22 protein-coding genes and 1 pseudogene are annotated in these 25,013 nt (G+C 64.7%); 12 read left to right on the forward strand and 11 right to left on the reverse strand.

The window, feature by feature from the left end; all coding sequences use genetic code 11:
* The first annotated feature begins 2 nt into the window (after positions 1-2).
* The 5 genes from ACRHIG_RS13915 to ACRHIG_RS13935 all read left to right on the forward strand — a co-directional run bounded on the left by ACRHIG_RS13915 (position 3) and on the right by ACRHIG_RS13935 (position 3,984).
* The gene (locus tag ACRHIG_RS13915; protein WP_489630503.1) at positions 3-542 is read left to right on the forward strand and encodes a GNAT family N-acetyltransferase; all 540 of its coding nucleotides are present in this window, start codon (positions 3-5) and stop codon (positions 540-542) included.
* Positions 539-1,249, forward strand: coding sequence for a response regulator transcription factor (locus ACRHIG_RS13920; RefSeq protein WP_489630504.1), 711 nt, complete (start codon positions 539-541; stop codon positions 1,247-1,249). The genes ACRHIG_RS13915 and ACRHIG_RS13920 overlap by 4 nt, the downstream gene beginning before the upstream one ends.
* Entirely contained in the window at positions 1,246-2,469 is a 1,224-nt protein-coding gene (locus tag ACRHIG_RS13925) for a sensor histidine kinase (RefSeq protein ID WP_489630505.1), read from the forward strand. Before ACRHIG_RS13920 ends, ACRHIG_RS13925 begins: the two co-directional genes overlap by 4 nt.
* A 75-nt stretch (positions 2,470-2,544) precedes the next feature.
* Complete coding sequence (locus tag ACRHIG_RS13930; protein WP_489630506.1) at positions 2,545-3,420, forward strand: extracellular catalytic domain type 1 short-chain-length polyhydroxyalkanoate depolymerase; 876 nt, start codon at positions 2,545-2,547, stop codon at positions 3,418-3,420.
* A gap of 63 nt (positions 3,421-3,483) precedes the next feature.
* The gene (locus ACRHIG_RS13935; RefSeq protein ID WP_489630507.1) at positions 3,484-3,984 is read left to right on the forward strand and encodes a DUF1993 family protein; all 501 of its coding nucleotides are present in this window, start codon (positions 3,484-3,486) and stop codon (positions 3,982-3,984) included.
* 3 nt (positions 3,985-3,987) lie between these two features.
* Here the strand turns inward: ACRHIG_RS13935 and ACRHIG_RS13940 are convergent, their stop codons facing one another.
* The 3 genes from ACRHIG_RS13940 to ACRHIG_RS13950 are packed head-to-tail and all read right to left on the reverse strand — an operon-like array spanning position 3,988 to position 6,382.
* Positions 3,988-4,446, reverse strand: a complete 459-nt coding sequence (locus tag ACRHIG_RS13940; RefSeq protein ID WP_489630508.1) for a hypothetical protein — start codon at positions 4,444-4,446, stop codon at positions 3,988-3,990.
* Positions 4,443-5,426, reverse strand: a complete 984-nt coding sequence (locus tag ACRHIG_RS13945; RefSeq protein ID WP_489630509.1) for a D-2-hydroxyacid dehydrogenase — start codon at positions 5,424-5,426, stop codon at positions 4,443-4,445. Before ACRHIG_RS13945 ends, ACRHIG_RS13940 begins: the two co-directional genes overlap by 4 nt.
* Positions 5,423-6,382, reverse strand: coding sequence for a LysR family transcriptional regulator (locus ACRHIG_RS13950; protein WP_489630510.1), 960 nt, complete (start codon positions 6,380-6,382; stop codon positions 5,423-5,425). Before ACRHIG_RS13950 ends, ACRHIG_RS13945 begins: the two co-directional genes overlap by 4 nt.
* A gap of 191 nt (positions 6,383-6,573) precedes the next feature.
* Between ACRHIG_RS13950 and ACRHIG_RS13955 the strand changes: the two genes are divergently transcribed.
* From ACRHIG_RS13955 to ACRHIG_RS13980, 6 genes and pseudogenes are all read left to right on the forward strand, one after another.
* Entirely contained in the window at positions 6,574-6,744 is a 171-nt protein-coding gene (locus ACRHIG_RS13955; RefSeq protein ID WP_475414009.1) for a hypothetical protein, read from the forward strand.
* Positions 6,741-7,601, forward strand: a complete 861-nt coding sequence (locus ACRHIG_RS13960) for an alpha/beta hydrolase (protein WP_489630511.1) — start codon at positions 6,741-6,743, stop codon at positions 7,599-7,601. The genes ACRHIG_RS13955 and ACRHIG_RS13960 overlap by 4 nt, the downstream gene beginning before the upstream one ends.
* Positions 7,602-7,882: 281 nt before the next feature.
* A complete protein-coding gene (locus ACRHIG_RS13965; protein ID WP_436540365.1) occupies positions 7,883-9,127 on the forward strand; it encodes an efflux RND transporter periplasmic adaptor subunit in 1,245 nt (414 codons plus the stop codon).
* Between the two features lie 2 nt (positions 9,128-9,129).
* A pseudogene (locus tag ACRHIG_RS13970) lies at positions 9,130-12,305 on the forward strand (efflux RND transporter permease subunit).
* A gap of 67 nt (positions 12,306-12,372) precedes the next feature.
* Positions 12,373-13,815 carry an efflux transporter outer membrane subunit gene (locus ACRHIG_RS13975; protein WP_475414065.1) on the forward strand — a complete coding sequence of 481 codons (1,443 nt, stop codon included), beginning with the start codon at positions 12,373-12,375 and terminating at the stop codon, positions 13,813-13,815.
* A gap of 170 nt (positions 13,816-13,985) precedes the next feature.
* Positions 13,986-14,543 (forward strand): fasciclin domain-containing protein, encoded by a 558-nt coding sequence (locus ACRHIG_RS13980; RefSeq protein ID WP_489630512.1) that lies wholly within the window; start codon positions 13,986-13,988, stop codon positions 14,541-14,543.
* A gap of 65 nt (positions 14,544-14,608) precedes the next feature.
* Here ACRHIG_RS13980 and ACRHIG_RS13985 read toward each other — a convergent pair whose 3' ends face one another.
* From ACRHIG_RS13985 to ACRHIG_RS14015, 7 genes are all read right to left on the reverse strand, one after another.
* Entirely contained in the window at positions 14,609-14,869 is a 261-nt protein-coding gene (locus ACRHIG_RS13985) for a hypothetical protein (protein ID WP_489630513.1), read from the reverse strand.
* 45 nt (positions 14,870-14,914) lie between these two features.
* Entirely contained in the window at positions 14,915-15,151 is a 237-nt protein-coding gene (locus tag ACRHIG_RS13990; protein ID WP_489630514.1) for a hypothetical protein, read from the reverse strand.
* 268 nt (positions 15,152-15,419) lie between these two features.
* Positions 15,420-16,613 (reverse strand): PepSY-associated TM helix domain-containing protein, encoded by a 1,194-nt coding sequence (locus ACRHIG_RS13995; RefSeq protein WP_489630800.1) that lies wholly within the window; start codon positions 16,611-16,613, stop codon positions 15,420-15,422.
* Positions 16,614-16,628: 15 nt separating this feature from the next.
* Positions 16,629-18,797 carry a TonB-dependent siderophore receptor gene (locus ACRHIG_RS14000; protein ID WP_489630515.1) on the reverse strand — a complete coding sequence of 723 codons (2,169 nt, stop codon included), beginning with the start codon at positions 18,795-18,797 and terminating at the stop codon, positions 16,629-16,631.
* Positions 18,798-19,072: 275 nt separating this feature from the next.
* Positions 19,073-19,438: a hypothetical protein gene (locus ACRHIG_RS14005; protein ID WP_489630801.1), complete on the reverse strand. Its 366-nt coding sequence runs from the start codon at positions 19,436-19,438 to the stop codon at positions 19,073-19,075.
* A 13-nt stretch (positions 19,439-19,451) separates the two neighbouring features.
* A complete protein-coding gene (locus ACRHIG_RS14010) occupies positions 19,452-19,793 on the reverse strand; it encodes a hypothetical protein (RefSeq protein ID WP_489630516.1) in 342 nt (113 codons plus the stop codon).
* A 222-nt stretch (positions 19,794-20,015) separates the two neighbouring features.
* A complete protein-coding gene (locus tag ACRHIG_RS14015) occupies positions 20,016-20,339 on the reverse strand; it encodes a hypothetical protein (RefSeq protein ID WP_475414000.1) in 324 nt (107 codons plus the stop codon).
* 210 nt (positions 20,340-20,549) lie between these two features.
* Here ACRHIG_RS14015 and ligD point away from each other — a divergent pair, with 210 nt between their 5' ends.
* Positions 20,550-23,048 carry a DNA ligase D gene (gene ligD / locus ACRHIG_RS14020; protein WP_489630517.1) on the forward strand — a complete coding sequence of 833 codons (2,499 nt, stop codon included), beginning with the start codon at positions 20,550-20,552 and terminating at the stop codon, positions 23,046-23,048.
* 75 nt (positions 23,049-23,123) lie between these two features.
* Here the strand turns inward: ligD and ACRHIG_RS14025 are convergent, their stop codons facing one another.
* Positions 23,124-25,010, reverse strand: a complete 1,887-nt coding sequence (locus ACRHIG_RS14025) for a PAS domain S-box protein (protein ID WP_489630518.1) — start codon at positions 25,008-25,010, stop codon at positions 23,124-23,126.
* Positions 25,011-25,013 lie beyond the last annotated feature (3 nt).

Here is a 25,013-nt window from a genome sequence, read left to right on the forward strand (position 1 = left end):
CGATGAAACCGGCTGACTTGCCCTGTTCCACCCATCCCCTCGTGACCTTGCGCCGCCTGGAACGCGGCGACGCGCCCGCCTGGTATGCCTGCCTGGCCGACCCTGTCGTCATCGAGCACACGAGCTGGGACTTGCGCAGCATCGACGACCTGCAGGCCAATTTCGATGATTACGCGTCGGCCCAGCCGACTTCGCCGATACGGCTGGCCGTCGTGCTGCGCGACGGCGGCCAGCTGGTGGGCACGATCGGCTTGAATGCGATTTCCCCACAGCACCGCACGGCCGAAATCGCCTACGACCTTTCTCCTGCAGTGTGGGGGCGTGGCGTGGCCACGTCCATCGTGAATGCCGTCGTGGACTGGGGCTTCCAGCGCCTGGGCTTGCTGCGTATCCAGGCGACCGTGCTGGAAAGCAACGAGCGTTCGCTGCGCGTGCTCGAGCGTTGCCATTTCGAGCGGGAAGGCTATCTGCGCTGCTACCGGCAAATCCGTGGAAGATCGGGCAACTTCTGGCTGTATGCGCGCCTTGCCGGCGTGCCATGAGCAAAGCGCCCTTGAATATCCTGCTGGTGGAAGACCACCTGGGCATCGCGCGCCAGGTGCTCGACTTCCTCGACGGCTTGCAGTGGCAGACGGACCATGCGGGCACGGGCGCGCTCGGTGTCGAGCTGGCCACGCGCAACCCCTATGACGTGGTGCTGCTGGACCTGAACCTGCCCGATATCGATGGCTTGCAAGTGTGCCGCGCCATCAAGGCGGCCGCGCCCAGCAATGTGCCGATCCTGATGCTGACGGCGCGCGATGCGTATGAAGACAAGGCACGCGGCTTTCGCGACGGCGCGGACGATTATCTGACCAAGCCCTTCGACTTGCGCGAGGTGGCCTTGCGCTGCGAAGCGCTGGCGCGCCGGCAGCAGCTGCACGTGCGCCAGGAAATGCGCGTGGGGCCTTTCACCTTGCAGACGCGCGCAGGACGCGCCCTGTACGATGATGCTCCCCTGGCGCTGACGCAGACGGGTTTTAAAATCCTGCTGCTGCTGTGCCGCGAGCATCCGCATGCCGTATCGCGCTCGGCCTTGCTGCAAGCCCTGTGGGGCAGCCAGCCGCCCGACAGTGACGCCCTCAAATCGCACATCTACGCGCTGCGCAAGCAGCTGGAACTGGTTGGAGGGGCTGGCGCGGCGGGTATGCTCGTGACCATCCCGCAGCTGGGCTACCGCCTGGCCTTCGACTCTGCGGCGCCCCCATGACCAAGTCGATCCGCCGCCGGCTGTTCGCGGCCCTGGCCGGCTTCACCGTCCTGCTGTGCCTGTGCTACACGGGTCTGGCGCTGGTGATCGCCTACGTGACGGAAGATATGCTGGTGCAGCGCCTGCTCGAGCGCGAAGCGGCGGCCATCAGCATGCGCTGGCAGCAGCACGGCAAGCTTACGCCGTCTGGCGGCGACCTCATCACGGTTTATGGCCGTTACCTTGACTTGCCTCAAGCGGTGCGCGCGCAAGTGCCGCCTTCTGCCCCGCGCGGCGAAGTGTTCACGACGACGGGCCAGCATTATCACGTGCTGGCGCTGGACCTCGTTGCTGCGGGCAAGCCGCAGCGCAGCTATCTGCTGGCGGATGTGGCGCCCGTGCTGGTGGTGCAGCGCCTGGCGCGGGAAGTGGGCGGTGTCGTCGCTGGCGTGGCCCTGGCGCTGATCGCCCTGGCCCTGCTGCTGGCGTACTGGCTGGCGCGCCGCCTCGTGCTGCCCTTGCAGCGCCTGGCCCGGGAAGCGCGCCAGCTGGCGCCCGGCGGCGCCGTCCATTTCAGCGAGCGCGACCGCCCCGACGAGATCGGTTTCCTGGCGCGCCGCCTGGAAACCACGTTTACCGAACTGCAAACGGTGTTGCGGCGCGAACAGGCGTTCGCGCGCGACGTCAGCCATGAACTGCGCACGCCGCTGACCTTGATGCACAATACCCTGGCGCTGGCCGACGCGCAGCCGCTGGGCGGGCAGGAGCAGGCGCAGCTGCGGGAATCCACGGACGAGATGCGCGCCACCATCGAGGTGCTGTTCGCGCTGGCGCGGGCCGAGCAGCTGTCCGGCGAAGTAGTCGAGTTGCGCGGCTGCATAGAGCAATGCCTGCTGCGCCTGCTCGACGAACATCGTTGGGATGCCAGCCTGCTGGCGCTGGACTTGCCCGAGTGCCTGGATGTCGTCGGCAATAGGCCGCTGACGATGTTGCTCATCAATAACTGCCTGGCGAATGCCCTGTTCCATGGCGGCCCCGCTTGCCGCATCAACATCGCGTTTGCGCAAGACTGCCTGAGCATCAGCAATACCGTGCCGGCGGGGCAGCCGCGGCGCATCCAGGGCTTTGCGCATGGGCAAAGCTTGCTGGGGCGCGTGGCGCGGGCCATGCGCTGGGAAATCCGTTTCCATCCGGGCGAGGCGCACTACCGCGTCGACATCATTCCCCTCCAGAAACCATAAAAAGCAGGCAGATTTCACCGCGATTTCACCGGCGCTTGCATAAGCTGCAAGTTCTTGATGAATGGAGAAAACCGCATGAAACTTCTTATCAGCCTGCTGGTGCTGGCGTGCACCAGCATCCCCGCGCCGGCGCAAGTGAGCAGCCTCGTCCACAAAGAGCAAAAACGCCGCTACATCGTCTACACGCCCGCCGCCTACGACCAGGCGCCGCGGCAGGCGTTTCCCGTCGTCTTCAATTTCCATGGCGGCGGCATGAGCATGGCGGAACAGATGCTGTACACGCAGATGAACAAGGCGGCCGAGCGCCACCGGTTCATCGTTGTGTATCCGCAAGGCATCAAGCAAGACTGGAACGTGGGCTTCGGCATGGATTACCTGGCAGGCACGGACGATGTCGGTTTTACGCAGGCGATATTGAGCAAGCTCAAGCAAGATTACCGCATCGATGACAAGCGCGTGTATGCGACGGGCCTGTCGCGCGGCGGTTTCTTTGCCCTGCGCCTGGCGGCCGAGCTGCCCCAGCAGTTCGCCGCCGTCGCCTCGGTGGGCGCGCCCATGCCGGAACCCGTGCTGCAACATCACCAGCAGACGGACAAGGTCGGCATGCTGCTGATACAGGGCACGGCCGACAAGGTGGTGCTGTTCGAGGGCAAGGCCGCCAGCTATTTGTCGGCCGAAGACACCTTCGCCTACTGGCGCAGGCACAACGGCATCGACGGCGCCGCGCCGCAGCCGCGCCTGATGCCTGGCCCTGCCGGCGATGCCACGCAAGTGAGTTGGCAGGAGCAGGGCACTGGCGGCGCCAGCGTGGCTTTGCTCACCGTCAAGGATGGCGGCCACACGTGGCCCGGTGCCGACGCCTTCAATGTTGGCCTGCCCATCGGCAAGACCACGCGCGCCATCGATGCGAACGAGGTGATGTGGGAATTTTTCAGCAAGCACCGGCGATAACGCTGCGGGGACGCGGGTGCTTGTGGCACACTCTTGTCATCTTGAATCTTGCACAAGGAAATGATGAACAGCCACCCCGTCGCCATCTTTTGCCGCTCGCTGGGCCAGTTGTCGGCCATGCTCGACAAGCTCGAGGCACAACCGCAGCTCCTGGCGGCGCGGCTGCACCCGGACATGCTGCCGTTCGCCCAGCAGGTACGCGCGGCCGTGAGCTTTTCCCTGCGCGGCTGCTGCCCGCTGGCGGGGCTGGAGGTAGCCGATTTCAGCGATGCCGCCAGCCTGCAGGAACAGATCGCGCAGACCATGCGCTACCTCAAGGCGATTCCCCCTGAACGCTTCGACGGGCCGCCTGACCGCATCTGCCGCGACCGCGCCGGCTTTGCCGACATCGCGCTGCCGGCCGATGAGTACTTGAATCTGTACATCCTGCCGAATTTCTACTTTCACTTCAGCATGGCGTATGCGATTGCCCGCAGCCAAGGTGCCGCCATCGGCAAGGGCGATTTCGACGGTTATCACGCGTATGCGCCGGGTTTCAGCTTTGAGCGTCCCGCCGCGCCGTAGCGGCTACAGCCCCGCATCCTTCCAGGCAGACAGCCCCAGCCGCTTCAGCAGCCGGCCCGACAGCCCGCAGCTCCAGCAACTGATCTGAATTTGCCGGTGTCTTGCCGCCCCCTGCGCATGCCAGGCTCGCTCGGCGTAATCGAGCAGGGCGTCGCTGAGCGGGGAATGGTCGGCCATAGGCGGCAAGCGGCTCATCAGTTCGAACACGCCGTGGGACGTCTCCTTGCTCTGCAGCAAACCGGCCAGCAGGGCGCGCAGCACGGCGCCGTCGATGGAACTGCTCGCTTGCGTGAAGCGCTGCTGCCAGCACAGGCTGCGCGCTTGCCACAGGGCCAGCAGCGCGGGCACGTCGGCCGTCCGCAGTTGCCCGATCAGTTCGTCCGCCTCCTGAAACAGGTCGAGGCGGTCGTATTCCTCGTCGTCGCCGCACAGCAATTCATCGAGTTCGTGCAAGGCGCTCATGCCACCACGTTCACGGGCGCACCGCGTTCGAACGCTTCCACGTTGCCGATCAATATGTCGGCCAGCTTTTGCATGGCCTCGCCGCTGGCCCAGGCCGTGTGGGGCGTGAGGATGAAGTTGGGCAGACGCAAGTTCAACAGCGGGTTGTCTGGCGGCGGCGGTTCCTTCGACAGCACGTCGAAGCCGGCGCCGGCGATCACGCCGTTCGTCAATGCCTGGGCCAGCGCCGCCTCGTCGACGAGGCCGCCCCGCGCCGTGTTGATCAGCAGCGACGTGGGCTGCATGCGCGCCAGCTCTTGCTCTCCGATGATGTTGCGCGTCTTGTCCGTCAGCGGCAGGTGCAGGCTCAGTACGTCGGAGGTGGCCAGCAGTTCGTCGAAGCTCACTTCCTGCACGCCATCTTCCTGGATCGGGGAACGGTTGTGGACGATCACCTGCATGCCGAAGGCGCGCCCCAGCTGCGCCACGGACTTGCCCAGCGCGCCGTAGCCGAGCAAGCCCAGGCGGCTGCCCGCCAGGTCGCGGATCGGGTGGCCGAACAGGCAGAAGCGGTCCGATGCCTGCCACAGGCCCGCTTCCACATCAAAGCGGTAGGCGATGAGCTGGCGGCGCAGGGCCAGCATCAGGGCCAGGGTATGCTCGGGCACGGTGGCGCGCGCATAGTCGCGGATATTCGCGACGATAATGCCCCGCTCGCGGCAGGCGGCCAGGTCGAGGATGTCCGTGCCAGTGGCGGCCACGGCGATCATCTTCAGGTCGGGCAACTGCGCCAGCTCGGCCGCGCGCAGCGGCACCTTGTTCGTGATGGCGATGCTGGCGCCTTGCAGGCGGGCTACCGTCTGCTCGCTGCCCTTGGTGTGCGGAAACTCTTCCCAGCTGTGGGCAAAGGCGGGCGGGCGCACGGTGGCGATCAGGCTGTCGCGGTCGAGAAAGACGATGCGGTGCGGGTGCAGGTGCGGTGGTGTGCTTGCTGCGGTCATGGCTGGGCCTCGGTCAGGGCGGCACGCGCGGGCAGGGCGCTCTTGCCCTTCAGCTGCGTGGCCGGGTGGTTGGTAAACATGTCGGCGACCCATTCGACGAACACGCGCACCTTGGCGGACAGGTGGCGGTTGGGCGGATAGATCACGTGAATGGGCAGGGGGTCGGATTCCCAATCGCCCAGCAATTCCACCATTTTGCCCTGTTCCAGCAGAGGCGCAAGCATGAAATGCGTCATTTGCACGATGCCCAGGCCCGCCAGGCCGGCGGCCGCATAGGCGTTCGAGTCGTTCAGGGCGATATGGCTGGGCATGGACATCTGGATGCGCTCGCCGGCGCGCGTGAAATCCCAGTCGAAGGTCTTGCCCGTCTTGGCGGAGAAGAAATTCACGCCCCGGTGCTGCGCCAGGTCGTTCGGGTGCAGCGGCGTGCCATGGCGCGCCAGGTAGCCGGGCGCGGCGCAGGTGATGAAATGCAATACGCCGACCCGGCGCGCGATCAGGTTCAAATCGCCCAATTCTCCGCCGCGCACGGCGCAGTCGACGCCTTCCTCGATCAGGTCGACGGGGCGGTCGCTGCAGCCCAGTTCCAGCGAGATGTCCGGGTAGCGGGCGAAAAAGTCGGGCAGGGCGGGGATGATCAGTTCGCTGGCCAGGGCCGTGGGCGCATCCACGCGCAGCCGTCCGCTGGGGCTCAGGCGCGTGCGCGACAGCGATTCCTCGGCCTCGCGCACGTCCGACAGGATGCGCACGCAGCGTTCGTAGTAGGCGGCGCCGTCCGAGGTGATGCTGACGTGGCGCGTGGTGCGGTTGAGCAACTTGACCGACAGGCTGCTTTCCAGCGACTGGATCAGGGTCGACACGGTGGCTTTCGGCAACTGCATGTTTTCCGCCGCGCGCGTAAAGCCGCCTGCATCGACGACTTGGATGAAGACTTCCATGGCTTGCAGCTTGTTCACTTGATTTCCTATCACTTTCCGCGTGATTATTCGGGATTCTGAACAATCAATTCGGCATTGCACTCTTTATCAGATTGTAGATCAAGTCTATAGTTGTTGTACTGCAGCATAAATGTGATTGCCGCAGGAAGGACAACAGGAGAAACATCATGGCTTATCGGAATGGAATCTTTGCAGTGCTTGCTCTCGCTATGAGCTCGCTCGCTCTGGCCGCGATGGTATCGACGGATGCCTACTCGTTGGCGGCGCAAAGCGAAGCCAGCGGTTATAGCGCCCTGACCCATGAAGTGGGCGGCGTCGCCCTGTTGTGCCTGAACGACGCGGTGCGCGATGCTGCGGTGCAGCCGGTGGTGGCGCAATGACGTTTGCCGACAACGCGGCCGAACTGGCGCCTGGCCAGGCGCTGAAGATACGCGACATCCAGGTGCAGGGCGCGCAAGATGCGCTCGGCGCGCGCGTCTACACGGCCGGCGTGCCGGGCGCCAAGCAGCCGAACCTGATGGTCTTCTTCCATGGCGGCGGCTTCGTCGACGGCGACCTGGACGACGCGGACGACTTCCTGCGCTGCCTCGTGCTGAGCAACCCCGACCACGTGGTGCTGGCCGCGAACTACACGTTGGCGAAGGTGCGGCCATTCCCCGCCGCCGTCGAAGACGCGCATGCCGTGCTGCTGTGGGCGAAAAAGAACAAGTCCAAGCTGGGCTGGACGGGCAAGCAGATGGTGGTGTCGGGCATCGAAGCGGGCGCCAACCTGGCTGCCGTGTGCGCCATGATGTCGCGCGACCGGGGCGGACCGCCCCTCGCGGGCCAGGTGCTGATCATGCCCATGCTCGACCCCGGCCTGTCGACCTGTTCGATGCGCCACTTGCCGACCTGTCCGGACCTGGCCGAAGTGGCCGACCAGTGCGCCGCCGCCTATCGCGGCTACCTGCCGAATGCCGCTGACCGTACCCATCCGTACGCGTCGCCATTGCAGTCGAGCCGCCTGAAGAACCTGCCGCCGGCCTTGATCTTGTCCAGCGAAGACGACCCATTGCGCGACGAGGCTGAACAATACGGCAGCAAATTGATCGCCTGCGGCATCAAGACCACCGTGCGACGCATGGCCGCCGCGCCGCTGCAGGACGCGACCGCCCGTAATGAATGCGCCTGCAAGGTGCAGGTATTGAGCGAAATTAGCAGTTTCGTCGCCGGACTGGGGCAGGAGCCCGAGTCATGAGGCCGCCATCCGCGGCACCGCAAAAAAACTTGCACTAATCAGTTTACTTTTTGAGTTTCGGTTGCTACACTACGCAGTGTAGTTCCCTTCCTGTCTGCGTTGTGCGCTCGCACAGCCAGCTTCGTCGTCCCCGTCCGCTTTTAAACAGCTGGCGGCCCGTTTACCTTTGATCGAGCGCCGTCGGGCGCCATGGCACCACCATACGCTGCAGTTTCCACTTTTAGCTGGGTTGCTTCATGCCGCCCATACCATTAGAAATTTTCATAAAACAGGGAAATAAAATGAAAAACGTTCAACAATTTTCCACTCTGCTTAAGCCCCTGGCTGCCTCGCTCGCGCTGGCGGGACTGGTGGCCGTGAGCCTGGCCGGCTGCGATTCGGCCAACAGCAAGGTGCCCGACGCGCCAGCGGCCGGCGGCCCGCCCATCTCGGCCGCCGCCGTCGTGGAAAAACAGATCACGGAAACGCAGGAATTCTCGGGCCGCCTGGAAGCGATCGAGCGCGTGGAAATCCGCTCGCGGGTCGGCGGCTTCATCACTGCCGTCAACTTCAAGCCGGGCAGCGAAGTCAAAAAGGGCGATGTGCTGTTCGTCATCGATCCGCGCCCGTTCCAGGCCGAAGTGTCGCGCGCCGAAGGCACGGCCGCATCGGCTCGCGCCAAGGCGGAACTGGCCAAGCTGGAACTGTCGCGCGCTGAAAAGCTGCTGGCCGAAAAAGCCATCGCCCAGCGCGAATTCGATGAAAAGGCCTCGGGCCTGAAAGAGCTGGACGCGAATGTCCGCTCGGCGCAAGCCGCGTATGAAGCGGCCAGGCTGAACCTGTCGTACACGCAGGTGCAGGCGCCGATCAGCGGCCGCGTCAGCAAGGCGGAAATCACCGTCGGCAACCTGATCGACGCTTCCGCCATCCTCACCTCCGTGGTGTCGACGGACCGCATCTACGCCAGCTTCGACGGCGATGAAGATACGTATCTGCGCGTGGCCGGCACGGCGCAAAAGGGCACGCCCGTCACCGTCAAGGTAGGCCTGGCCAACGAAACGGGCTTCCCGCACGAAGGCAAGCTGGAATTCGTCGACAACCAGCTCGACCCGGCCACGGGCAGCGTGCGCATGCGCGCCACCTTCGCCAACGCCGAGCGCCAGCTGGTGCCGGGCCTGTTCGCGCGCATCCAGCTCGACGGCGGCAACGGCCCGCACGCGCAGAGCACGGCGCTGTTGATCTCCGACCGCGCCGTCGGCACGGATCAAAGCCGTAAATATGTCTACGTGGTGGGCGCCGATAACAAGGCCGAATACCGCGCCGTCAAGCTGGGCCCGACCTCGGACGGCTTGCGCGTGGTGCGCGAAGGCTTGAAGGCGGGCGAGAAGATCGTCGTCAACGGCTTGCAGCGCGTGCGCCCCGGCGCGCCCGTGACGCCGCAGATGGTGGCGATGGATTTCGACCCGACCGCGCCCGTCGCTCCCGCAAAACCTGAAGTAAAAGACGCCAAGATCGCCGCGAAAGCAGCATCGACTTCCAAGGAATAAACATGAATTTTTCCCGCTTTTTCATCGACAAGCCGATTTTCGCGGCGGTGCTGTCGATCGTCATATTCGTGGCCGGGCTGCTGTCGATATTCGGCCTGCCCATCTCCGAATACCCCGACGTCGTGCCGCCATCCGTGGTGGTGCGCGCGCAATACCCGGGCGCCAACCCGAAAGTGATCGCCGAAACCGTGGCCGCGCCGCTCGAAGAGCAGATCAACGGCGTCGAGAACATGCTCTACATGTCCTCGCAAAACACGTCCGACGGCGCGATGATGCTGACCGTGACCTTCAAGATCGGCACCAACGTCGAGCAGGCCGAGACGCAGGTGCAGAACCGCGTGCAGCGCGCCTTGCCGCGCCTGCCCGAGGAAGTGCGCCAGATCGGCGTGACGACCGTCAAGTCCTCGCCCAACCTGACCATGGTCGTGCACCTGGTTTCGCCCAACAAGCGCTATGACGATATGTACCTGCGTAACTACGCGGTGCTGAACGTCAAGGATCAACTGGCCCGTTTGCCCGGCATGGGCGACATCCAGATCTTCGGCGCCGGCGACTACGCCATGCGCATCTGGCTCGACCCGCAAAAGGTAGCGGCGCGCGGCATGACGGCCAATGACGTCGTCGACGCCATCCGCGAGCAGAACGTGCAGGTGGCCGCCGGCGTGATCGGCGCCTCGCCGGCGAAGAACTCGGACTTCCAGCTGACCGTCAATACCCAGGGCCGTCTGCAGACGCCCGAGGAATTCGGCGCCATCATCGTGCGCACCAATGCCGACGGCGCCGTGACGCACCTGAAGGACGTGGCGCGCGTGGAAATGGGCGCCAACAGCTACTCGCTGCGTTCGCTGCTGAACAATAATCCTGCCGTCGGCATGGGTATTTTCGAGGCACCGAATGCCAACGCGCTGCAGCTGTCTTCCGACGTGCGCGCCAAGATGGACGAGCTGAAAAAGACTTCCCGCAAGGCGTGGAATACCGCATCGAGTACGACCCGACGCAGTTCGTGCGTTCGTCCATCGAAGCCGTGATCCATACCCTGTTAGAGGCCATCGCCCTGGTGGTGCTGGTGGTGATCATCTTCCTGCAAACCTGGCGCGCATCGATCATCCCGCTGCTGGCCGTTCCCGTGTCGATTGTCGGTACCTTTGCCGTGATGCTGGGCTTTGGCTTCTCGATCAACACCCTGTCGCTGTTCGGCCTCGTGCTGGCCATCGGTATCGTCGTCGATGACGCCATCGTCGTGGTGGAAAACGTCGAGCGCAACATCGAGGAAGGCTTGTCGCCGCGCGACGCCACCATCCAGGCCATGAAAGAGGTGAGCGGTCCCATCGTCGCCATCGCCCTGGTGCTGTGCGCCGTGTTCGTGCCGATCGCCTTCGTGCCCGGCCTGTCGGGCGAATTCTACCGCCAGTTCGCGCTGACGATCGCCATTTCGACCGTGATCTCCGCTTTCAGCTCGCTGACCCTGGCGCCAGCCCTGTCGGCCGCTTTGCTGAAACCGCACGATGCGCCGAAAGACGCGCTGACGCGCGGCATGGACATGGTCTTCGGCCGCTTCTTCGCCTGGTTCAACCGCTTCTTCGGCCGCGCCTCGCACCGCTATGAAGCGGGCGTGAAGGGTGTGTTGGGCCGCAAGAGCGCCTCGCTGGGCGTGTATGCGCTGCTGGTCGTTGCCGCCATCTTCACCTTCAAGTCCGTGCCGGCCGGCTTCGTGCCGGCGCAGGACAAGCAATACCTGGTGGGCTTTGCGCAATTGCCCGACGCCGCTTCGCTGGACCGCACGGAAGATGTCGTGCGCCGCATGTCCGACGTCATCAAGTCGGTGCCCGGCGTCGAATCGACCATCGCCTTCCCAGGCCTGTCGATCAACGACTTCACCAATGCGCCGAACGCCGGCATCGTCTTCGCCACCCTGAAGCCATTCGACGAACGCAGCAGCAAGGAATTGTCGGGTGGCGCCATCGCGGCCGAGATCAACAAGCGCCTGGGCGGCATCCAGGATGCCTTCATCATGGTCTTCCCGCCGCCGCCCGTCAACGGCCTCGGCACCATCGGCGGCTTCAAGATGATGATCGAAGACCGCGGCAACCTCGGTTACGACGCGCTGTACAACGCCACCCAGGCCCTGGCCGCGAAAGCGTACCAGACGCCGGAACTGGCGGGCGTGTTCTCGGGCTACCAGATCAACGTGCCGCAGCTGTTCGCCGACGTCGACCGCGTGAAAGCCAAGCAGATGGGCGTGCAGCTGCAAACGATCTACCAGACCTTGCAGATCAACCTCGGTTCGCTGTACGTGAATGACTTCAACCAGTTTGGCCGCACCTACCAGGTGCGCGTGCAAGCCGATGCGGCTTTCCGTTCACATGCCCAGGATATCGCGCAGCTGAAGGTACGCAATGACAAGGGCGAGATGATCCCGCTGTCGTCGCTGATGCGCGTCAAGGACAGCTATGGTCCCGACCGCGTGCAGCGCTACAACGCCTACGCCGCAGCCGATTTCAACGGCGGCGCCGCACCTGGCGTGTCGAGCGGCCAGGCGCAAGCCGCGCTGGAACGCATCGCCAAGGAAGTGCTGCCACAGGGGATTTCGTATGAGTGGACGGAGCTGACCTACCAGGACATCTTGTCCGGCAATACGATGATCTATGTCTTCCCGCTGTGCGTGCTGCTGGTGTTCCTGGTGCTCGCTGCCCAGTACGAAAGCTGGACCCTGCCGCTGGCCGTGATCCTGATCGTGCCGATGTCGATCCTCTGCGCCTTGCTTGGCGTGAAACTGACCGGCGGTGACAACAACGTATTTACCCAGATCGCGCTGTTCGTGCTGGTGGGGCTGGCATCAAAAAATGCCATCCTGATCGTGGAATTTGCGCGCGAACTGGAAGAGCATGGCCGCACCGTCGTCCAAGCGGCGCTGGAAGCGTGCCGTCTGCGTCTGCGTCCGATCCTGATGACGTCGATCGCCTTCATCATGGGCGTGGTGCCCCTGGTGTTCTCGCACGGCGCCGGTTCGGAAATGCGCCATGCGATGGGTGTGGCGGTCTTCGCCGGCATGCTGGGCGTGACCTTCTTCGGCCTGTTCCTGACGCCCGTGTTCTACGTACTGCTGCGCACCCTGGCGCAGCGTTTTGAGAAAAACCAGCCGATGCTGCCGCCAAGCCTGCCGCCGCGCCAGCATTGAACCTGGAAGGAGATATATATTGAAAACCAATGCAATCATCCGGCGCGCGGCGCCCGTCTTGAGCGCCATGGCCGCCGCCGTGCTGCTGGCCGCTTGCGCGGCGCCCGAGTTCAAGCAGCCGCAGATCGAGACGCCGGCGGCGTTCAAGGAAGCGCAAGCGCCCGCCGTGCAGACGGCAGCCGACGGCACGCGCTGGAAGCAGGGCGTGCCCGCCGAGCGCCAGGCGCGCGGCGAATGGTGGCTGGCCTTCAATGATCCGGCTCTCACCAGCTTGATCAACGAAGCCACGCAGGCGAACGCCAACCTGGCCGTGGCCGCCGCCCGCGTCAAGCAGGCGAGGGCGATTGCCGGCATCGCCGAAGCGGACCGCATCCCGCAAGTGGGCGTCAACGTGGGCGGCCAGCGCAACCGCGCTTCCGCCGTGTCGCTCGGCTTGCCGAACGGCGCGCCGGTGGCGGCGACCAACGTCTACCAGGCCAGCCTGACGGCCAGCTACGAAGTCGATCTGTTCGGCAGGGTCGCATCGAACGTCAGCGCCTCGCGCAGCGACGCGCTGGCCGTGGAAGCGACTTACCGCTCGGTGCTGCTGTCGCTGCAGGCCGACGTGGCGCAAACCTACTTCCAGCTGCGCGCCACGGACGCCGAACTGGCGACCCTGGAACAGACGGTGCGCCTGCGCGAGGAAAGCGTGCATGTGAACCAGCGCCGCTACGACCTGGGCGACATCGGCGAATTCGATTTGTCCCGTGCCCGCACGGAGCTGTCGACCGTGCGCGCCGAAGCCATCGGCCTGCAGCGCCAGCGGGCCACCAGCGAGCATGCGCTGGCCGTCCTGCTGGGCAAACCTGCCGCCAGCTTCACGGCGGGCGTCAACCCGCTGCAGGACAGCGGCTTCCTGCCCGTGATCCCGGCCGGCATGCCATCGTCGCTGCTGGAACGCCGTCCCGACATCGCCTCGGCACAGCGCACCATGGAAGCGTCGAATGCGCGCATCGGCGTGGCCAAGTCGGCCATGTTCCCGGCGCTGACCCTGAACGCGTCCGGCGGCGGCGCGTCCGATACCTTCTCGGATATCTTCAAGTGGAGCAGCCGCTCCTGGCTGCTGGGCGCCCTGATGTCGATGCCCATCATCGACGGTGGCCGCAACAAGGCGGCCGTGAGCCGCAGCGAAGCGCAGCTGGAAGAGTCGGTGGCGACGTATCGCCAGAGCGTGCTGGTGGCCTTCGCCGAAGTGGAAGACAACCTGGCCGGCCTGCGCATCCTGTCAGGCCAAACGCAGCAGATCGACGAAGCCGTCGTCTCGGCGCGCCGCTCGGCCGACCTGGCGCAAAAGCTGTACGACGCGGGCCGTTCCAGCTACCTCGATCTGCTGGACGCGCAGCGCAACCTGGCTGCCATCGAGCGCAACGCCGTGCAGCTGCGCGGCAACCGGGCCGTCACCACGGTGGCGCTGATCCGCGCCCTGGGCGGCGGCTGGGGCGAGACGGAGCCGCAGGTGGCGGCCAACTGATTCCCGGCATCGCGGGCTGGCATCCCCGGCCCGCGGCAAGGAAAACATCGCGAAACGGCGTCGTGCATCTGCACGGCGCCGTTTTTTGAAAACCAGTTGAATCCGTTTGCGGACAGGCCGCGTAAATACTCCTGCAATCACGCAAACGCAGTCATCCAGGAGATACCATCATGCGCACCATCGTTCCCGCAGCTCTGTTCATCACCTCCATGCTGGCCGCCAGCGCCCCTTTTGCCGCCGACATGGCGACCATGGTGGGCGGCCAGAGCATGTACCCGAGCAAGGACATCGTCGACAACGCCGTCAATTCGGCCGACCATACGACCCTGGTCGCTGCCGTCAAGGCGGCCGGCCTGGTCGACACCCTGAAAGGCAAGGGGCCGTTCACCGTGTTCGCGCCGACGAATGCGGCCTTCGGCAAGCTGCCGGCCGGCACCGTCGAGACCCTGGTCAAACCGGAAAACAAGGCGACCCTGACGAAAATCCTCACCTACCACGTGGTGCCCGGCAAATACGACTTCAAGGCGCTGGCGAAGGAAATCAAGATGCATGACGGTAAAGCCACCTTGCCCACGGCCAGCGGCGGCAAGCTGATGTTCGCCATGAACGGCATGCACAACATCGTCGTGATGGATGAAGGCGGCAACAGTGCCAACATCAGCACCTATGATGTGTACCAGTCGAATGGCGTGATCAATGTCATCGACACGGTGCTGATGCCGAAATAAATACACAAAAAAGCGGATGAAAAAAGACAGGGAAAACCCTGTCTTTTTGGTTTGCGCGGCCGCGATTACTTGGCTGGCGCAGCTGCCGGTGCGGAAGCTGCTGGTGCGGCCGGAGTTGCTGGCGTTGCCGGTGCCGCTTTCTTCGCCTTCTGATGCTTGGCTTTCTTGTGTTCCGCTGGCTTGGCGGCGGCCGGTGCCTCCGCTTTCGCTGCCGGTACAGCTGCAACGGCAGGCGTTGCTGGCGTGGCGGCGGGAGCGGCTGGCGCCTGGGCGAAAGCGGCGGTGGCGACCAGGCTGGCGATCAGGGTGGCGATGACTTTTTTCATGATGAGATCCTTGGTGTTTTTTCGGGTGAATGCAGTGAGAAAGAATTACTTGGCGGGTGCCGCTTCGGCGGTGGCCGATGCCAGCTTTTCGTCAGCCTTGGCCTTGGTTTTCTTGGCCTTGTGGTGGGCCTTGGCCTTGGTGGCGGCCGCTTCCGTTTTGGCGCTGGCCACTTCCGTTTTCGCGGCGACGACGGCTTTCGCTTCTTTTGCGTCCGCTTTCACGACGGCTTGCGCTTCCTTGGCGTCGGCTTTCACGACGGCCTTGGTGTGGGCTGCTTCCACTTTGGCGGGAACCGAGGCTGCTGGCGCTGCAGGCGTCTGGGCAAAGGCAGCGGTGGCGAACAGGCCGGCGATCAGGGTAGCGCTCAGGTTGAAAATGCTTTTTTCATGGTGCAGTCCTCAGTGGTGGTTTGTCTGGTATGTCTGTTGGTGCCGGGGTGATTCCCGTATCACTGAGCATAAAACGCGCCCCCGGACGCTGGCGTTGACGGTCATTACAAACGCTTACATCTGCGTGGCGTCCGCCTTCAGGATGGCTTGCAGGATGTCTTCAGCTGCCCGCAAGCGCCGCGCGTGCGCGGCGCTTGCGCAGCCATATGATCAGGCCTGTCGCGCTCAGCATGGCCACCACCAGGCCCATGGCGGAAATCAGGATGCGCCCGGGCAGGCCCAGGATGCGGCCCGAATGCAGGGGGAATTGCGCCTGCAGGAAGATGTCGCCCGCGCTGCCCGTGCCGGGCACCACGCCGCCGGCCGGCTTGCCGTCGCGCCCGTCGTAGTACAGCCACGCATTGCCCAGGCCGCCGTCGCCATGGTCGTTGTCCGCCGCGAAGAAGCCGACGCCATACAGGCCGTAGGCGGAAGAATAGAACACGCCGCCGGCCGGCAGCGTCCAGCCTCGCCTTGCCGCTTCCGTCTTCGCCAGCGCGACAACCTGTTCGCGCGTCAGCAGCGGCTCGATGGGGTGTTCCGGCGGCTGCGGCGTGCGGCTGTCGAAGGCGTTCGGGCTGAGCGTGGACAACTTCGCCACCAGGGGACGCATCACCTGGGTTTGCAGATTCATCGACACGGAGGTGACGGCCAGCACCAGCAGCAGCAACCAGACCCACACCCCGCCCGAGCGGTGCAGGTCGAAGTTCAGCCGGTGGCCCCCTTCGCGCCAGCGGAAGGCCAGCGACTTGCGCCAGCTGCGCCAGTTCGGGAACGACAGGTACAGGGCGATGCCGCAGTCAAGGACCCACACGATGCCGATGATGCCCATGAACCACACGCCCAGCTCGATGCCCCAGCCATCGGGAATGTGCATGGTGTAGTGCAGCTTATACAGGAAAGGCAGCAGGTTTTCGCGCGTCAGCGAGACCGCGCCCCACTGGCGCGTGCCCTGGATGGCGCCCGTGGCCGGATCGACGGCCACCTGGTTGAAGCCCGGTTCAAACGGCTTGCCGGTGGCCGGGTCGGGCCGGCCTTCCACCGAGATCAGCGCCGTGTGACCAGGCTCGATCGCCGTGAGCGTGTAGTTCACGCGCAGGCGCCGGTCCTGCGCCTCGAGCTGGCGCGCCAGCTCCAGTCCCGATTTGGCGGGGCCGGCATCGGCGGCGCCGGCGGCGCGGAACAGCTGCGGATTGAGCCAGGCGTCGAGCTCGTGGTCCCACGAGATCACGGCGCCCGTCAGGCCGGAAATGAACAGGAAGAGCGCAGCCGCCAGGCCGAACCAGCGGTGCAGAACAACCATGGGAGGACGCAGTCGCATGGCGGCTCCCTAGTATTTCCAGTTCAGGGTGGCGCTGCCATTGCGGCCGGCCGCGTACAGCGACTGGGTCCAGTACAGGCTGGTCAGGTGCTTCTTGTCCGTCACATTGTTCAGGTTCAGCGACAGGCTGACGTTGCGGCTGATGGCATAGCTGGCCATCAGGCCCAGTTGCGCGTAGGCGCCCTGGTGCAGGGTGGTGCCGTCGTCGACCTTGTTGTAGATGGCGTCCTGCCAGGTCAGGCTGGCGCCCACCTTCAGCGCCGGCACCGCCGGCACGTGATAGGTGGTGGCCAGGTGGAAGCGCTTGCGCGGGATGAAGGTGCGCGCATCCTGGCCGTCGTCGCCCTGGATGCGCAGCTGCGCATAGCCGGCGTTCGCCTGCCAGCCTTTCGCCAGTTCGCCCGAGGCATCGAGCTCGAAACCCTGCGATTTCGAATCGACGCCCTTGTAGAACGTCTTGAGGTCGGGCGTGGTGCCGGCCGCTTCGGCCACATTCTTCTGGCGCGTCTTGAACAGGGCGCCGGACAGGTTCAGGCGGCCGTCGAACCAGTCGCTTTTCAAGCCCGCTTCCAGGCTCTTGCCGGTGGCCGCCGCCAGGGTCTGGCCCGTGCGGCCGATGCTGCTTTGCGGGTTGAAGATCTCCGTATAGCTGCCGTAGGCGGACACATGGCGGCCGATGTCGTACACCAGGCCCACGTAGGGCGTGGTGTCGCTCTGCGACTTGGCCTGGCTGACGCCGTACGCGCTGCCCGTGCTGTCGGCCTTGACGGTGTTCACGCCCGCCAGCAGCTTGGCATTGTCGGCCAGGTTGAAACGGGCGGCCAGGTAGGCATTCTTGCGTTCGTCCTTGTAGGCGCTGCCATTGGTCGATGCATCGAAGAGCGGTTCCGGGTAGGAACCGTCGAAGGCCGTGCCGTTCGGCAGGGCCGTGCCGATGCCGCGGCCATAATACGACACGTCGTCCAGCGTGGACTTCGACCAGGCCAGGCCCATGCTGAGGTCATGCCGGCGCCCGGCCAGCGTGAATTCGCCCGTGGCGGCGACATCGAGCAGGCGCTGCTTGTTGGCCGAGGCATAGCGCGAAGGGTAGCTGAACAAGCCGTTGCCCGTGGCCTTGTCCGGCGTGCCGTAGACGTAGAACAGCTTTGAATCCGAGGTGGAGCGGTTGTAGGTGGCGGTGGCCGTCACGCGCCAGTCGGCATTGAACTGGTGCGCCAGTTCGGCGAAGGTGCTGTTGTTGAGGATGCTCCAGCGCGACCAGTCGGCCGACGTCGAGGCGGAAACCGGGTAGTCGGTCGGCGTGCCGTCCGTGTAGGCGACGGGCAGGGCGCCCCACATGCCGCCCCTGGCCAGGTTGTTCTGGTAACTGTGGCCCACGGCCAGGCGGGTGTCCGGCGTCAGCTTCGCTTCGACGATGGCGTAGGCGACATCCTTGCGCGGCGAGTAGCGGTCCAGATGGGAATCGCCTTCTTCATGCGCGGCGACGAAGCGCGCCGCCACCTTGCCATCGGCGCCCAGCGGCGTGGACACGTCGGCATCGAGCCGGCGCGTGTTCCAGGAGCCCAGCGTGACGCCGGCGGCAGCGGCCAGGCCCTGGGTCGGGCGCTTGCGCACGAAGTTGACGGTGGCCGACGGATTGCCGGTCGAGGAAATCAGGCCATTCGCGCCGCGCACGATGTCGACGCGCTCGAACAGCGCCGTATCGAGGTCGCCCATCACATTGCCGAAGACGAAAGGAATGCCCACGCCGTCGAACTGGAAGTTGGTGATGTCGTAGCCGCGCGCCGTGTAATAGCTGCGGTCCGTTTCCACCGCTTCCACCGTCACGCCCGTCGATAGCGCCAGCACCTTGCTGGCGCTATCGAGCCTGAAATCGTCCATTTGCGCGCGGGTGACCACGGAAACAGCCTGTGGCGTCTCGCGCAGCGACAGGTCGAACTTGCTGGCCGAGGCGCTTTTGCGCGCCGTGTAGGCGTTCGCGTCGCCGCTGCCCGTGACGGTAATGGTTTGCATCATGGGCGTGTCTTCGCCAGCGTCATCGGTGGGGGCGCCGTCGGCGCCATGTGCCATGCCGGCGCCGAGCGCCAGTGAAATGGCCAGGGCCAGCGGGCGCAACGACAGCGCGGCGGGGGAGGATGGGGTGGACGGTGCGGCGGAAAGGACGGTGCGACCTGGCATTGAAACGGCTCCTGAATCAAGGATGAGAATGAGAATAATTCTCAATTCTATTTGAGGAGTCGCCGGAATGGGGCCTTTTTGTGACTGAAAAGCGTTGTTTTTTTACATCTTTACATGGTTTTACGCGGGTGCTTCCTGCTGGCGGCCGTAATTGCCGGTCACGCGCAACCATTGCCGGGCGCGAAAAAAGACAGCCGAAGCTGTCCTTGGTAATGGGGCGAAGCCACCACGGAAGCGCAGACCCGGCGGAAGCGCTCCCGTGGTCACTGCCGCGATTACTTCGCTGGCGCTGGCGCCGCCGGAACGGCTTCTGCCGCTTTCGCTGCGTCCGCTTTCACTTTGGCCTTGCTGGCCTTGTGATGGGCCTTGGCCTTGCTGACCTTGGCGTCGGCCTTGGCGCTGGCCACGTCGGCTTTCGCATCGGCGGCGACGGCCGCTTCTTTCGCATCGGCTTTCACGACCGCCTTGGTTTCCTTGGCTTCCGCTTTTGCTACGGCTTTCGTGTGGGCCGCTTCCGCCTTGGCGGGAACCGGCGCTGCCGGGGCGGCAGGGGTTTGGGCGAAGGCGGCGGTAGCGAACAGGCTGGCGACGAGAGTGGCGATAACTTTTTCATTGTATTGTCCTGGAGAGTGGTAAACGATGGTGTGTCGATGATTACTTGGCTGCTGCCGGTGCTGCTTCGGCGGTGGCCGAAGCCAGCTTGGCATCAGCCTTGGCTTTGGTTTTCTTGGCTTTGTGGTGGGCCTTGGCCTTGGTGGTGGCCGCTTCCGCCTTGGCGCTGGCGACTTCCGTTTTCGCGGCGACGACGGCTTTCGCTTCTTTCGCGTCCGCTTTCACGACGGCTTGCGCTTCCTTTGCATCGGCTTTCACGACGGCCTTGGCGTGGGCCGCTTCCACTTTGGCGGGCACTGCCGGGGCTGCTGGCGCTGCAGGCGTTTGGGCGAAGGCAGCGGTAGCGAACAGGCCGGCGATCAGGGTAACAATTGCTTTTTTCATGGTGCAGTCCTCAGTGGTGGTTTGTCTGGTACGTCTGTTGGTGCCGGGATGATTCCCGTGTCACTGAGCATAAAACGCGCCCCGGAAGCTTGCCGTTGACCTTGTTTACACTTTCTTACAATCAGGTGTTTATCGGCTGTTGTTGCGTGATGCGTACATGAAAACGAAAAAAGACAGCCGAAGCTGTCTTTTTTCGTGGCGCAAAAAATCGCGCGGAGGGGATTATTTGGCTGCTGCCGCGGTCGCTTCAGCTTTGTCTTCGGCAGCCTTGGCTTTGGCTTTTTTCGCTTTGTGATGGGCTTTGGCCTTGGTGGCGGCGGCATCGGCCTTGGCGCTGGCGACATCGGCTTTCGCATCGGCGGCGACGGCGGCTTCCTTGGCATCGGCTTTCACGACGGCCTTGGTTTCCTTGGCTTCCGCTTTTGCCACTTCCTTGGTGTGCTTGGCTTCGGCCTTGGCCGGCACGGCTGGCGTTTGAGCAAAGGCTGCGGTAGCGAACAAGCCGGCGATCAGAGTAGCGACAATGTTGACAGTGCGTTTTTTCATGATGCAGTTCCTCGAGAAGTGGGGTTGTAGTTCAGGAGATCAATCCCCTGTCACTGAGGCAAAAACGCGCCGTCCGGCAATTGCGTTGACAGGTTTTCTGTTAATTACAAACACTTACATTTGCCGGGGCAGGCACTCTGTTAGCTGGCGTACCGCGCCACGGCCCGCGGCGGCCTAGACTCGATGCCATCGTCACCGCATGGGTCCGCCATGAAAGCCGCCTTGAAAACCTATCAAGCCAAGCGCAATTTCGCCGCCACGCCCGAGCCTGCGGAGGGTGGCGAGGCGGCGGGCGACGGGCTCAGCTTCGTCATCCAGAAGCACTGGGCCAGCCGTCTGCACTATGACTTTCGCCTGGAGCTCGATGGCACGCTGAAAAGCTGGGCCGTGCCGAAAGGGCCCAGCTACGACCCGCGCGACAAGCGCATGGCCGTGCAGGTGGAAGACCATCCCCTTGCCTACGCCGGTTTTGAAGGCACGATCCCCGAAAAACAGTATGGCGCGGGCAAGGTCATCATCTGGGACAAGGGCACCTGGCAGGCCCAGTCCGCCACGCCCGATGCGCGCGCCGCGCTGGCGGCCGGCGAGCTGAAATTCACCCTCTACGGCCACAAGATGCACGGCAACTGGGTGCTGGTGCGCATGAAGGGCAAGGGAGACAAGCGCAGCGAAACGCAGCCCGCCTGGCTGCTGATCAAGGAAAAAGACGAATATGCCCGGCCGGCGCTGGAATTTTCTGTCGTCGACGAATTCCCCGACAGCGTCAAGCACCAGGCCATGCCCAGGCGCGGGAAGAGCGCGGAGCAGGCAGCAGCGCCCGCCGTCAGGCTGCCCGCGACCCTGTCGCCGCAGCTGGCCACCCTCGTCGATGCGCCGCCGCCGAACGCGCAAGACTGGATATTCGAGGTGAAATTCGACGGCTACCGCATCCTCGCGCGTTGCGATGGCGAACGGGTCAGCCTGATCACGCGCAATGGCAACGACTGGACGGCGAAACTGCCGAAGCTGCGCCAGGCGCTGGAGCAGCTGGGCTTGCCGCCAGGCTGGTATGACGGCGAAATCGTCGTCAACGACGCCGGCGGCCACCCGGATTTCGGCGCCTTGCAGCGCGCCTTCGATGCGGAAACGACGAGCGACATCGTGTATTACCTGTTCGACGTACCGTATTTCGACGGCCACGATCTGCGCGGCCAGCCCGTCGAGGCGCGCCGGGCCTTGCTGGAACAGCTGCTGCGGAGTTTGCCCACCTCGCCGCTGGTGCGCTTCAGCGGCGCGCTCGACGCCAAGCCCCGGCAATTGCTGGCCCACGCCTGCCGTCTGGGGCTGGAAGGCGTGATCGGCAAGCGGCGCGGCTCGTCCTATGTCACGCGGCGATCCGGCGACTGGATCAAGCTCAAATGCGGGCTGCGCCAGGAATTCGTCATCGGCGGCTACACGGCGCCGCAGGGCGCGCGCGAAGGCATCGGTTCGCTGTTGCTGGGCGTGCACGATGCACAGGGCAAGCTGCGTTATGCGGGCAATGTGGGCAGCGGCTTTGACGATGCGGCCTTGCGCGACCTGCGGCACCGCCTCGACGCCCGGGCCATCGAGACGAGTCCGTTCGCGGGCAAGGCGGGCGGCGTGCGCCAGCCCATCTGGGTCAAGCCGGAGCTGGTGGCCGAGGTCGGTTTTGCGCAATGGACCAGCGGCGGCGCCGTGCGCCACGCCGTCTTTCACGGCTTGCGCGCGGACAAACAGCCGGCCGCCATCGTGCGCGAGCGGCCACAGCGGATCGACGGGGAGAAGACGATGCAGAACACATCCACGCTGGACGGCGTCCTGCCGGCCAGTTTCAAGGTCAGCCATGCGGACAGGGTGATCGACAAGGACAGCGGCGCCAGGAAGATCGACCTGGTGCGCTACTACGCGCTGGTGGGCAAGCTGATGCTCGTGCATTTGCGGGGCCGGCCCGTGTCGCTGGTGCGCGCGCCGGCCGGCGTGGGCGGAGAATTGTTTTTCCAGAAGCATGCGGACACGTCCGCCATGCCCGGCGTCCGGCAGCTCGACCCCGGCCTCGATCCCGAGCATGCCTCCATGCTGGAAGTGGCCAGCGTACAGGGCTTGCTGTCGGCGGCGCAGTGGAATGTGGTGGAATTTCACACGCAGAACGCGCTGGCCAGCACCTACGACACGCCGAACCGCCTGGTGTTCGACCTGGATCCGGGCAAGGGCGTGGCCTGGCCCGCCATCCGCGAGGCGGCCGTGCTGCTGCGCGCCTTCCTGACGGAACTGGGCTTGCCCGCCTGGCTGAAGACCAGCGGCGGCAAGGGCTTGCACGTGGTCGTGCCGATCCGCCCGAAACACGACTGGGATACCGTCAAGGCGTTTTCGCAAGCCATCGTGGCGCACATGGCGCAGCTGATTCCCCAGCGCTTTGTCCTGAAAAGCGGACCGTCCAACCGGGTCGGCAAGATCTTCATCGATTATTTGCGCAACGGCCGGGGCGCCACCACCGTGTGCGCGTGGTCGGCCCGCACGCGTTCGGGGCTGGGCATTTCCGTGCCGCTGGCCTGGGAGGAACTCGACCAGCTGAAGGCGGGCGATCAATGGAACGTGGGCAATGTCCACAGCCGCCTCGACGTGGGCAACGGGCCGTGGGATGGCTATGCGCGCAGCGCGAAAGGGCTCGATGCGGCCATGAAAAAGCTGGCCTTTACTCCTCCGGCTTGAATGGCAGGGCGGCGCGCGCCAGTTGCAGGGCTTCTTCGATGGCGGCGTTGAGCAGGGCGATCTCGACGGGTTTGGTCAGGTAGCGGAAAAACCCGCGGCCAGGCCATGCCGGATGTCGTCCTTCATGGCGTTGGCCGTCAGCGCGATGACGGGAATGTGCGCCGTGCGCGGATCGTTGCGCAGGATGCGCTGCGCCTGGTTGCCATTCATGCCGGGCAGGTTGATATCCATCAGGATGACATCGGGATGGCGTTCCAGCGCCAGCGCGATGCCCTGGCGCGCGTCCGTGGCCGAGATCATGCGCAGATGGGGCAGGAAGCTGACGATGTCTTCCACCAGGCGCAGGCTGGCCGGATTGTCTTCCACGTACAGCAGCAGGGCCTGGCCGTTGACCTCGTCCCCGGTTTCGCCGGCAGGCTCGGATAGCCCCTCCGTGTCCAGCGGCGTGCTGTCGGGCGGCGCGGCCATGGTGTCGAGCTCGATCCAGAACACGCTGCCCACGCCGAGGCAGCTGTGCACGCCCATGCGGCCGCCCATCAGTTCGACCAGGCGCTTGGTGACGACCAGGCCGATGCCTGTGCCTTCTTCGCTGCCGGCCTCCTGCCCCAGGCGGTTAAACGGCTGGAACAATTCGGCCATCTGCGCGTCGTCCAGCCCCTTGCCCGTATCGCGGATGGCGATGCGCACGCACAGCGCATCGGGCTGCGAAATTTCCAGCTCCACCTTGCCGGCCGGGCGGTTGTATTTGATGGCGTTCGACAGCAGGTTCAGCAGCACTTGCTTGAGGCGCGTATGGTCGGCCCTGAGCGTCAGCGCGTCGCAGGCCGGAAAGATCAGGTGGATCTGGCGCTGCTGCGCCTGTTCTTCCACCATCACGCGCACTTCCTCGATCAGCCCGGGCAGCGTCACCGCTTCCATCGACAGGCTCAGGCTGCCTGATTCGATCTTCGCCAGGTCGAGGATTTCATTGATCAGGGTGAGCAGGTGGCGGCCCGAGGTGACGATGTTTTGCACGAAGGTGCGTTTTTGCAGCACGGTCGCGGGCAGGGCTTCGTTGGCCAGCAGCTGGGCAAAGCCGAGGATGGCGTTCAGCGGCGTGCGCAGCTCGTGCGACATGCTGGTGAGAAAGCGGTCCTTCGCCTGGCTGGCCCGCTCCAGTTCGACTTTCTGTTCGTTGAGCGTGCGTTCGATGCGCTTGCGCTCGGAGATGTCGCGGATGGCCGACGACACGAGCACGCCTTCGTCCGTTTCCAGCGGCGACAGGCTGATTTCGACGGGGAATTCGGTGCCGTCGCGGCGCAAGCCATACAGTTCCAGCCCTGCGCCCATGGAGCGGGCGCGCGGCGCCGTGGAAAACGCATGGCGGTGGCGCGGATGGTCGTGCGCGTAGCGGGCCGGGATCAGCACTTCCACATTGCGTCCGAGTAACTCCGCGCGCGAATAGCCGAACAGGCGTTCCGTCTGCGAGTTGACGAGCACGATTTCGCCGTCGCCGTTGACGATGACGATGGCGTCCGGCGCCGATTCGAGCAGGCCGCGGAACTTCTGCTCGGCCCGGCGGCGGTCGCTGACGTCGCGGATGGCGCTGATGACGAAGGTGCCGATCTCCGTCTGGATGGGCGAGAGGCTGATTTCGACGGGGAACTCGACGTTGTCCTTGCGCAAGCCCAGCAATTCCAGGTCGGCGCCCATGGTGCGCGTGCGGGGCTGGTCGAAATAGCGGGCGCGGTGCGCCACGTGCGAATGGCGCAGGCGTTGCGGCAGCAGACTATCGATTTGCCTGCCGTTCAATTCGCCTTCCGCGTAGCCGAACAGGCGCTGCGCCTGCTGGTTGACCAGCACGATGGCGCCCGTGGCATTGACCATGATGACGCTGTCCGGCGTCGATTCGAACAGCACGCGATAGCGTACCTCGACGAACTGGGCGTCGCGCGCCGCCTTCAGCAAGGTCGTGTCCTTCATGGT

Source organism: Janthinobacterium sp. C22 (genome assembly GCF_057919405.1).

Bases quoted from the DNA above. Each gene is read 5' to 3' on its own strand.
- ACRHIG_RS13915 (WP_489630503.1), top strand. From the start codon at position 3: ATGAAACCGGCTGACTTGCCCTGTTCCACCCATCCCCTCGTGACCTTG.
- ACRHIG_RS13920 (WP_489630504.1), top strand. From the start codon at position 539: ATGAGCAAAGCGCCCTTGAATATCCTGCTGGTGGAAGACCACCTGGGC.
- ACRHIG_RS13925 (WP_489630505.1), top strand. From the start codon at position 1,246: ATGACCAAGTCGATCCGCCGCCGGCTGTTCGCGGCCCTGGCCGGCTTC.
- ACRHIG_RS13930 (WP_489630506.1), top strand. From the start codon at position 2,545: ATGAAACTTCTTATCAGCCTGCTGGTGCTGGCGTGCACCAGCATCCCC.
- ACRHIG_RS13935 (WP_489630507.1), top strand. From the start codon at position 3,484: ATGAACAGCCACCCCGTCGCCATCTTTTGCCGCTCGCTGGGCCAGTTG.
- ACRHIG_RS13940 (WP_489630508.1), bottom strand. From the start codon at position 4,446: ATGAGCGCCTTGCACGAACTCGATGAATTGCTGTGCGGCGACGACGAG.
- ACRHIG_RS13945 (WP_489630509.1), bottom strand. From the start codon at position 5,426: ATGACCGCAGCAAGCACACCACCGCACCTGCACCCGCACCGCATCGTC.
- ACRHIG_RS13955 (WP_475414009.1), top strand. From the start codon at position 6,574: ATGAGCTCGCTCGCTCTGGCCGCGATGGTATCGACGGATGCCTACTCG.
- ACRHIG_RS13960 (WP_489630511.1), top strand. From the start codon at position 6,741: ATGACGTTTGCCGACAACGCGGCCGAACTGGCGCCTGGCCAGGCGCTG.
- ACRHIG_RS13965 (WP_436540365.1), top strand. From the start codon at position 7,883: ATGAAAAACGTTCAACAATTTTCCACTCTGCTTAAGCCCCTGGCTGCC.
- ACRHIG_RS13975 (WP_475414065.1), top strand. From the start codon at position 12,373: ATGGCCGCCGCCGTGCTGCTGGCCGCTTGCGCGGCGCCCGAGTTCAAG.
- ACRHIG_RS13980 (WP_489630512.1), top strand. From the start codon at position 13,986: ATGCGCACCATCGTTCCCGCAGCTCTGTTCATCACCTCCATGCTGGCC.
- ACRHIG_RS13985 (WP_489630513.1), bottom strand. From the start codon at position 14,869: ATGAAAAAAGTCATCGCCACCCTGATCGCCAGCCTGGTCGCCACCGCC.
- ACRHIG_RS14000 (WP_489630515.1), bottom strand. From the start codon at position 18,797: ATGCCAGGTCGCACCGTCCTTTCCGCCGCACCGTCCACCCCATCCTCC.
- ACRHIG_RS14010 (WP_489630516.1), bottom strand. From the start codon at position 19,793: ATGAAAAAAGCAATTGTTACCCTGATCGCCGGCCTGTTCGCTACCGCT.
- ACRHIG_RS14015 (WP_475414000.1), bottom strand. From the start codon at position 20,339: ATGAAAAAACGCACTGTCAACATTGTCGCTACTCTGATCGCCGGCTTG.
- ligD (WP_489630517.1), top strand. From the start codon at position 20,550: ATGAAAGCCGCCTTGAAAACCTATCAAGCCAAGCGCAATTTCGCCGCC.
- ACRHIG_RS14025 (WP_489630518.1), bottom strand. From the start codon at position 25,010: ATGAAGGACACGACCTTGCTGAAGGCGGCGCGCGACGCCCAGTTCGTC.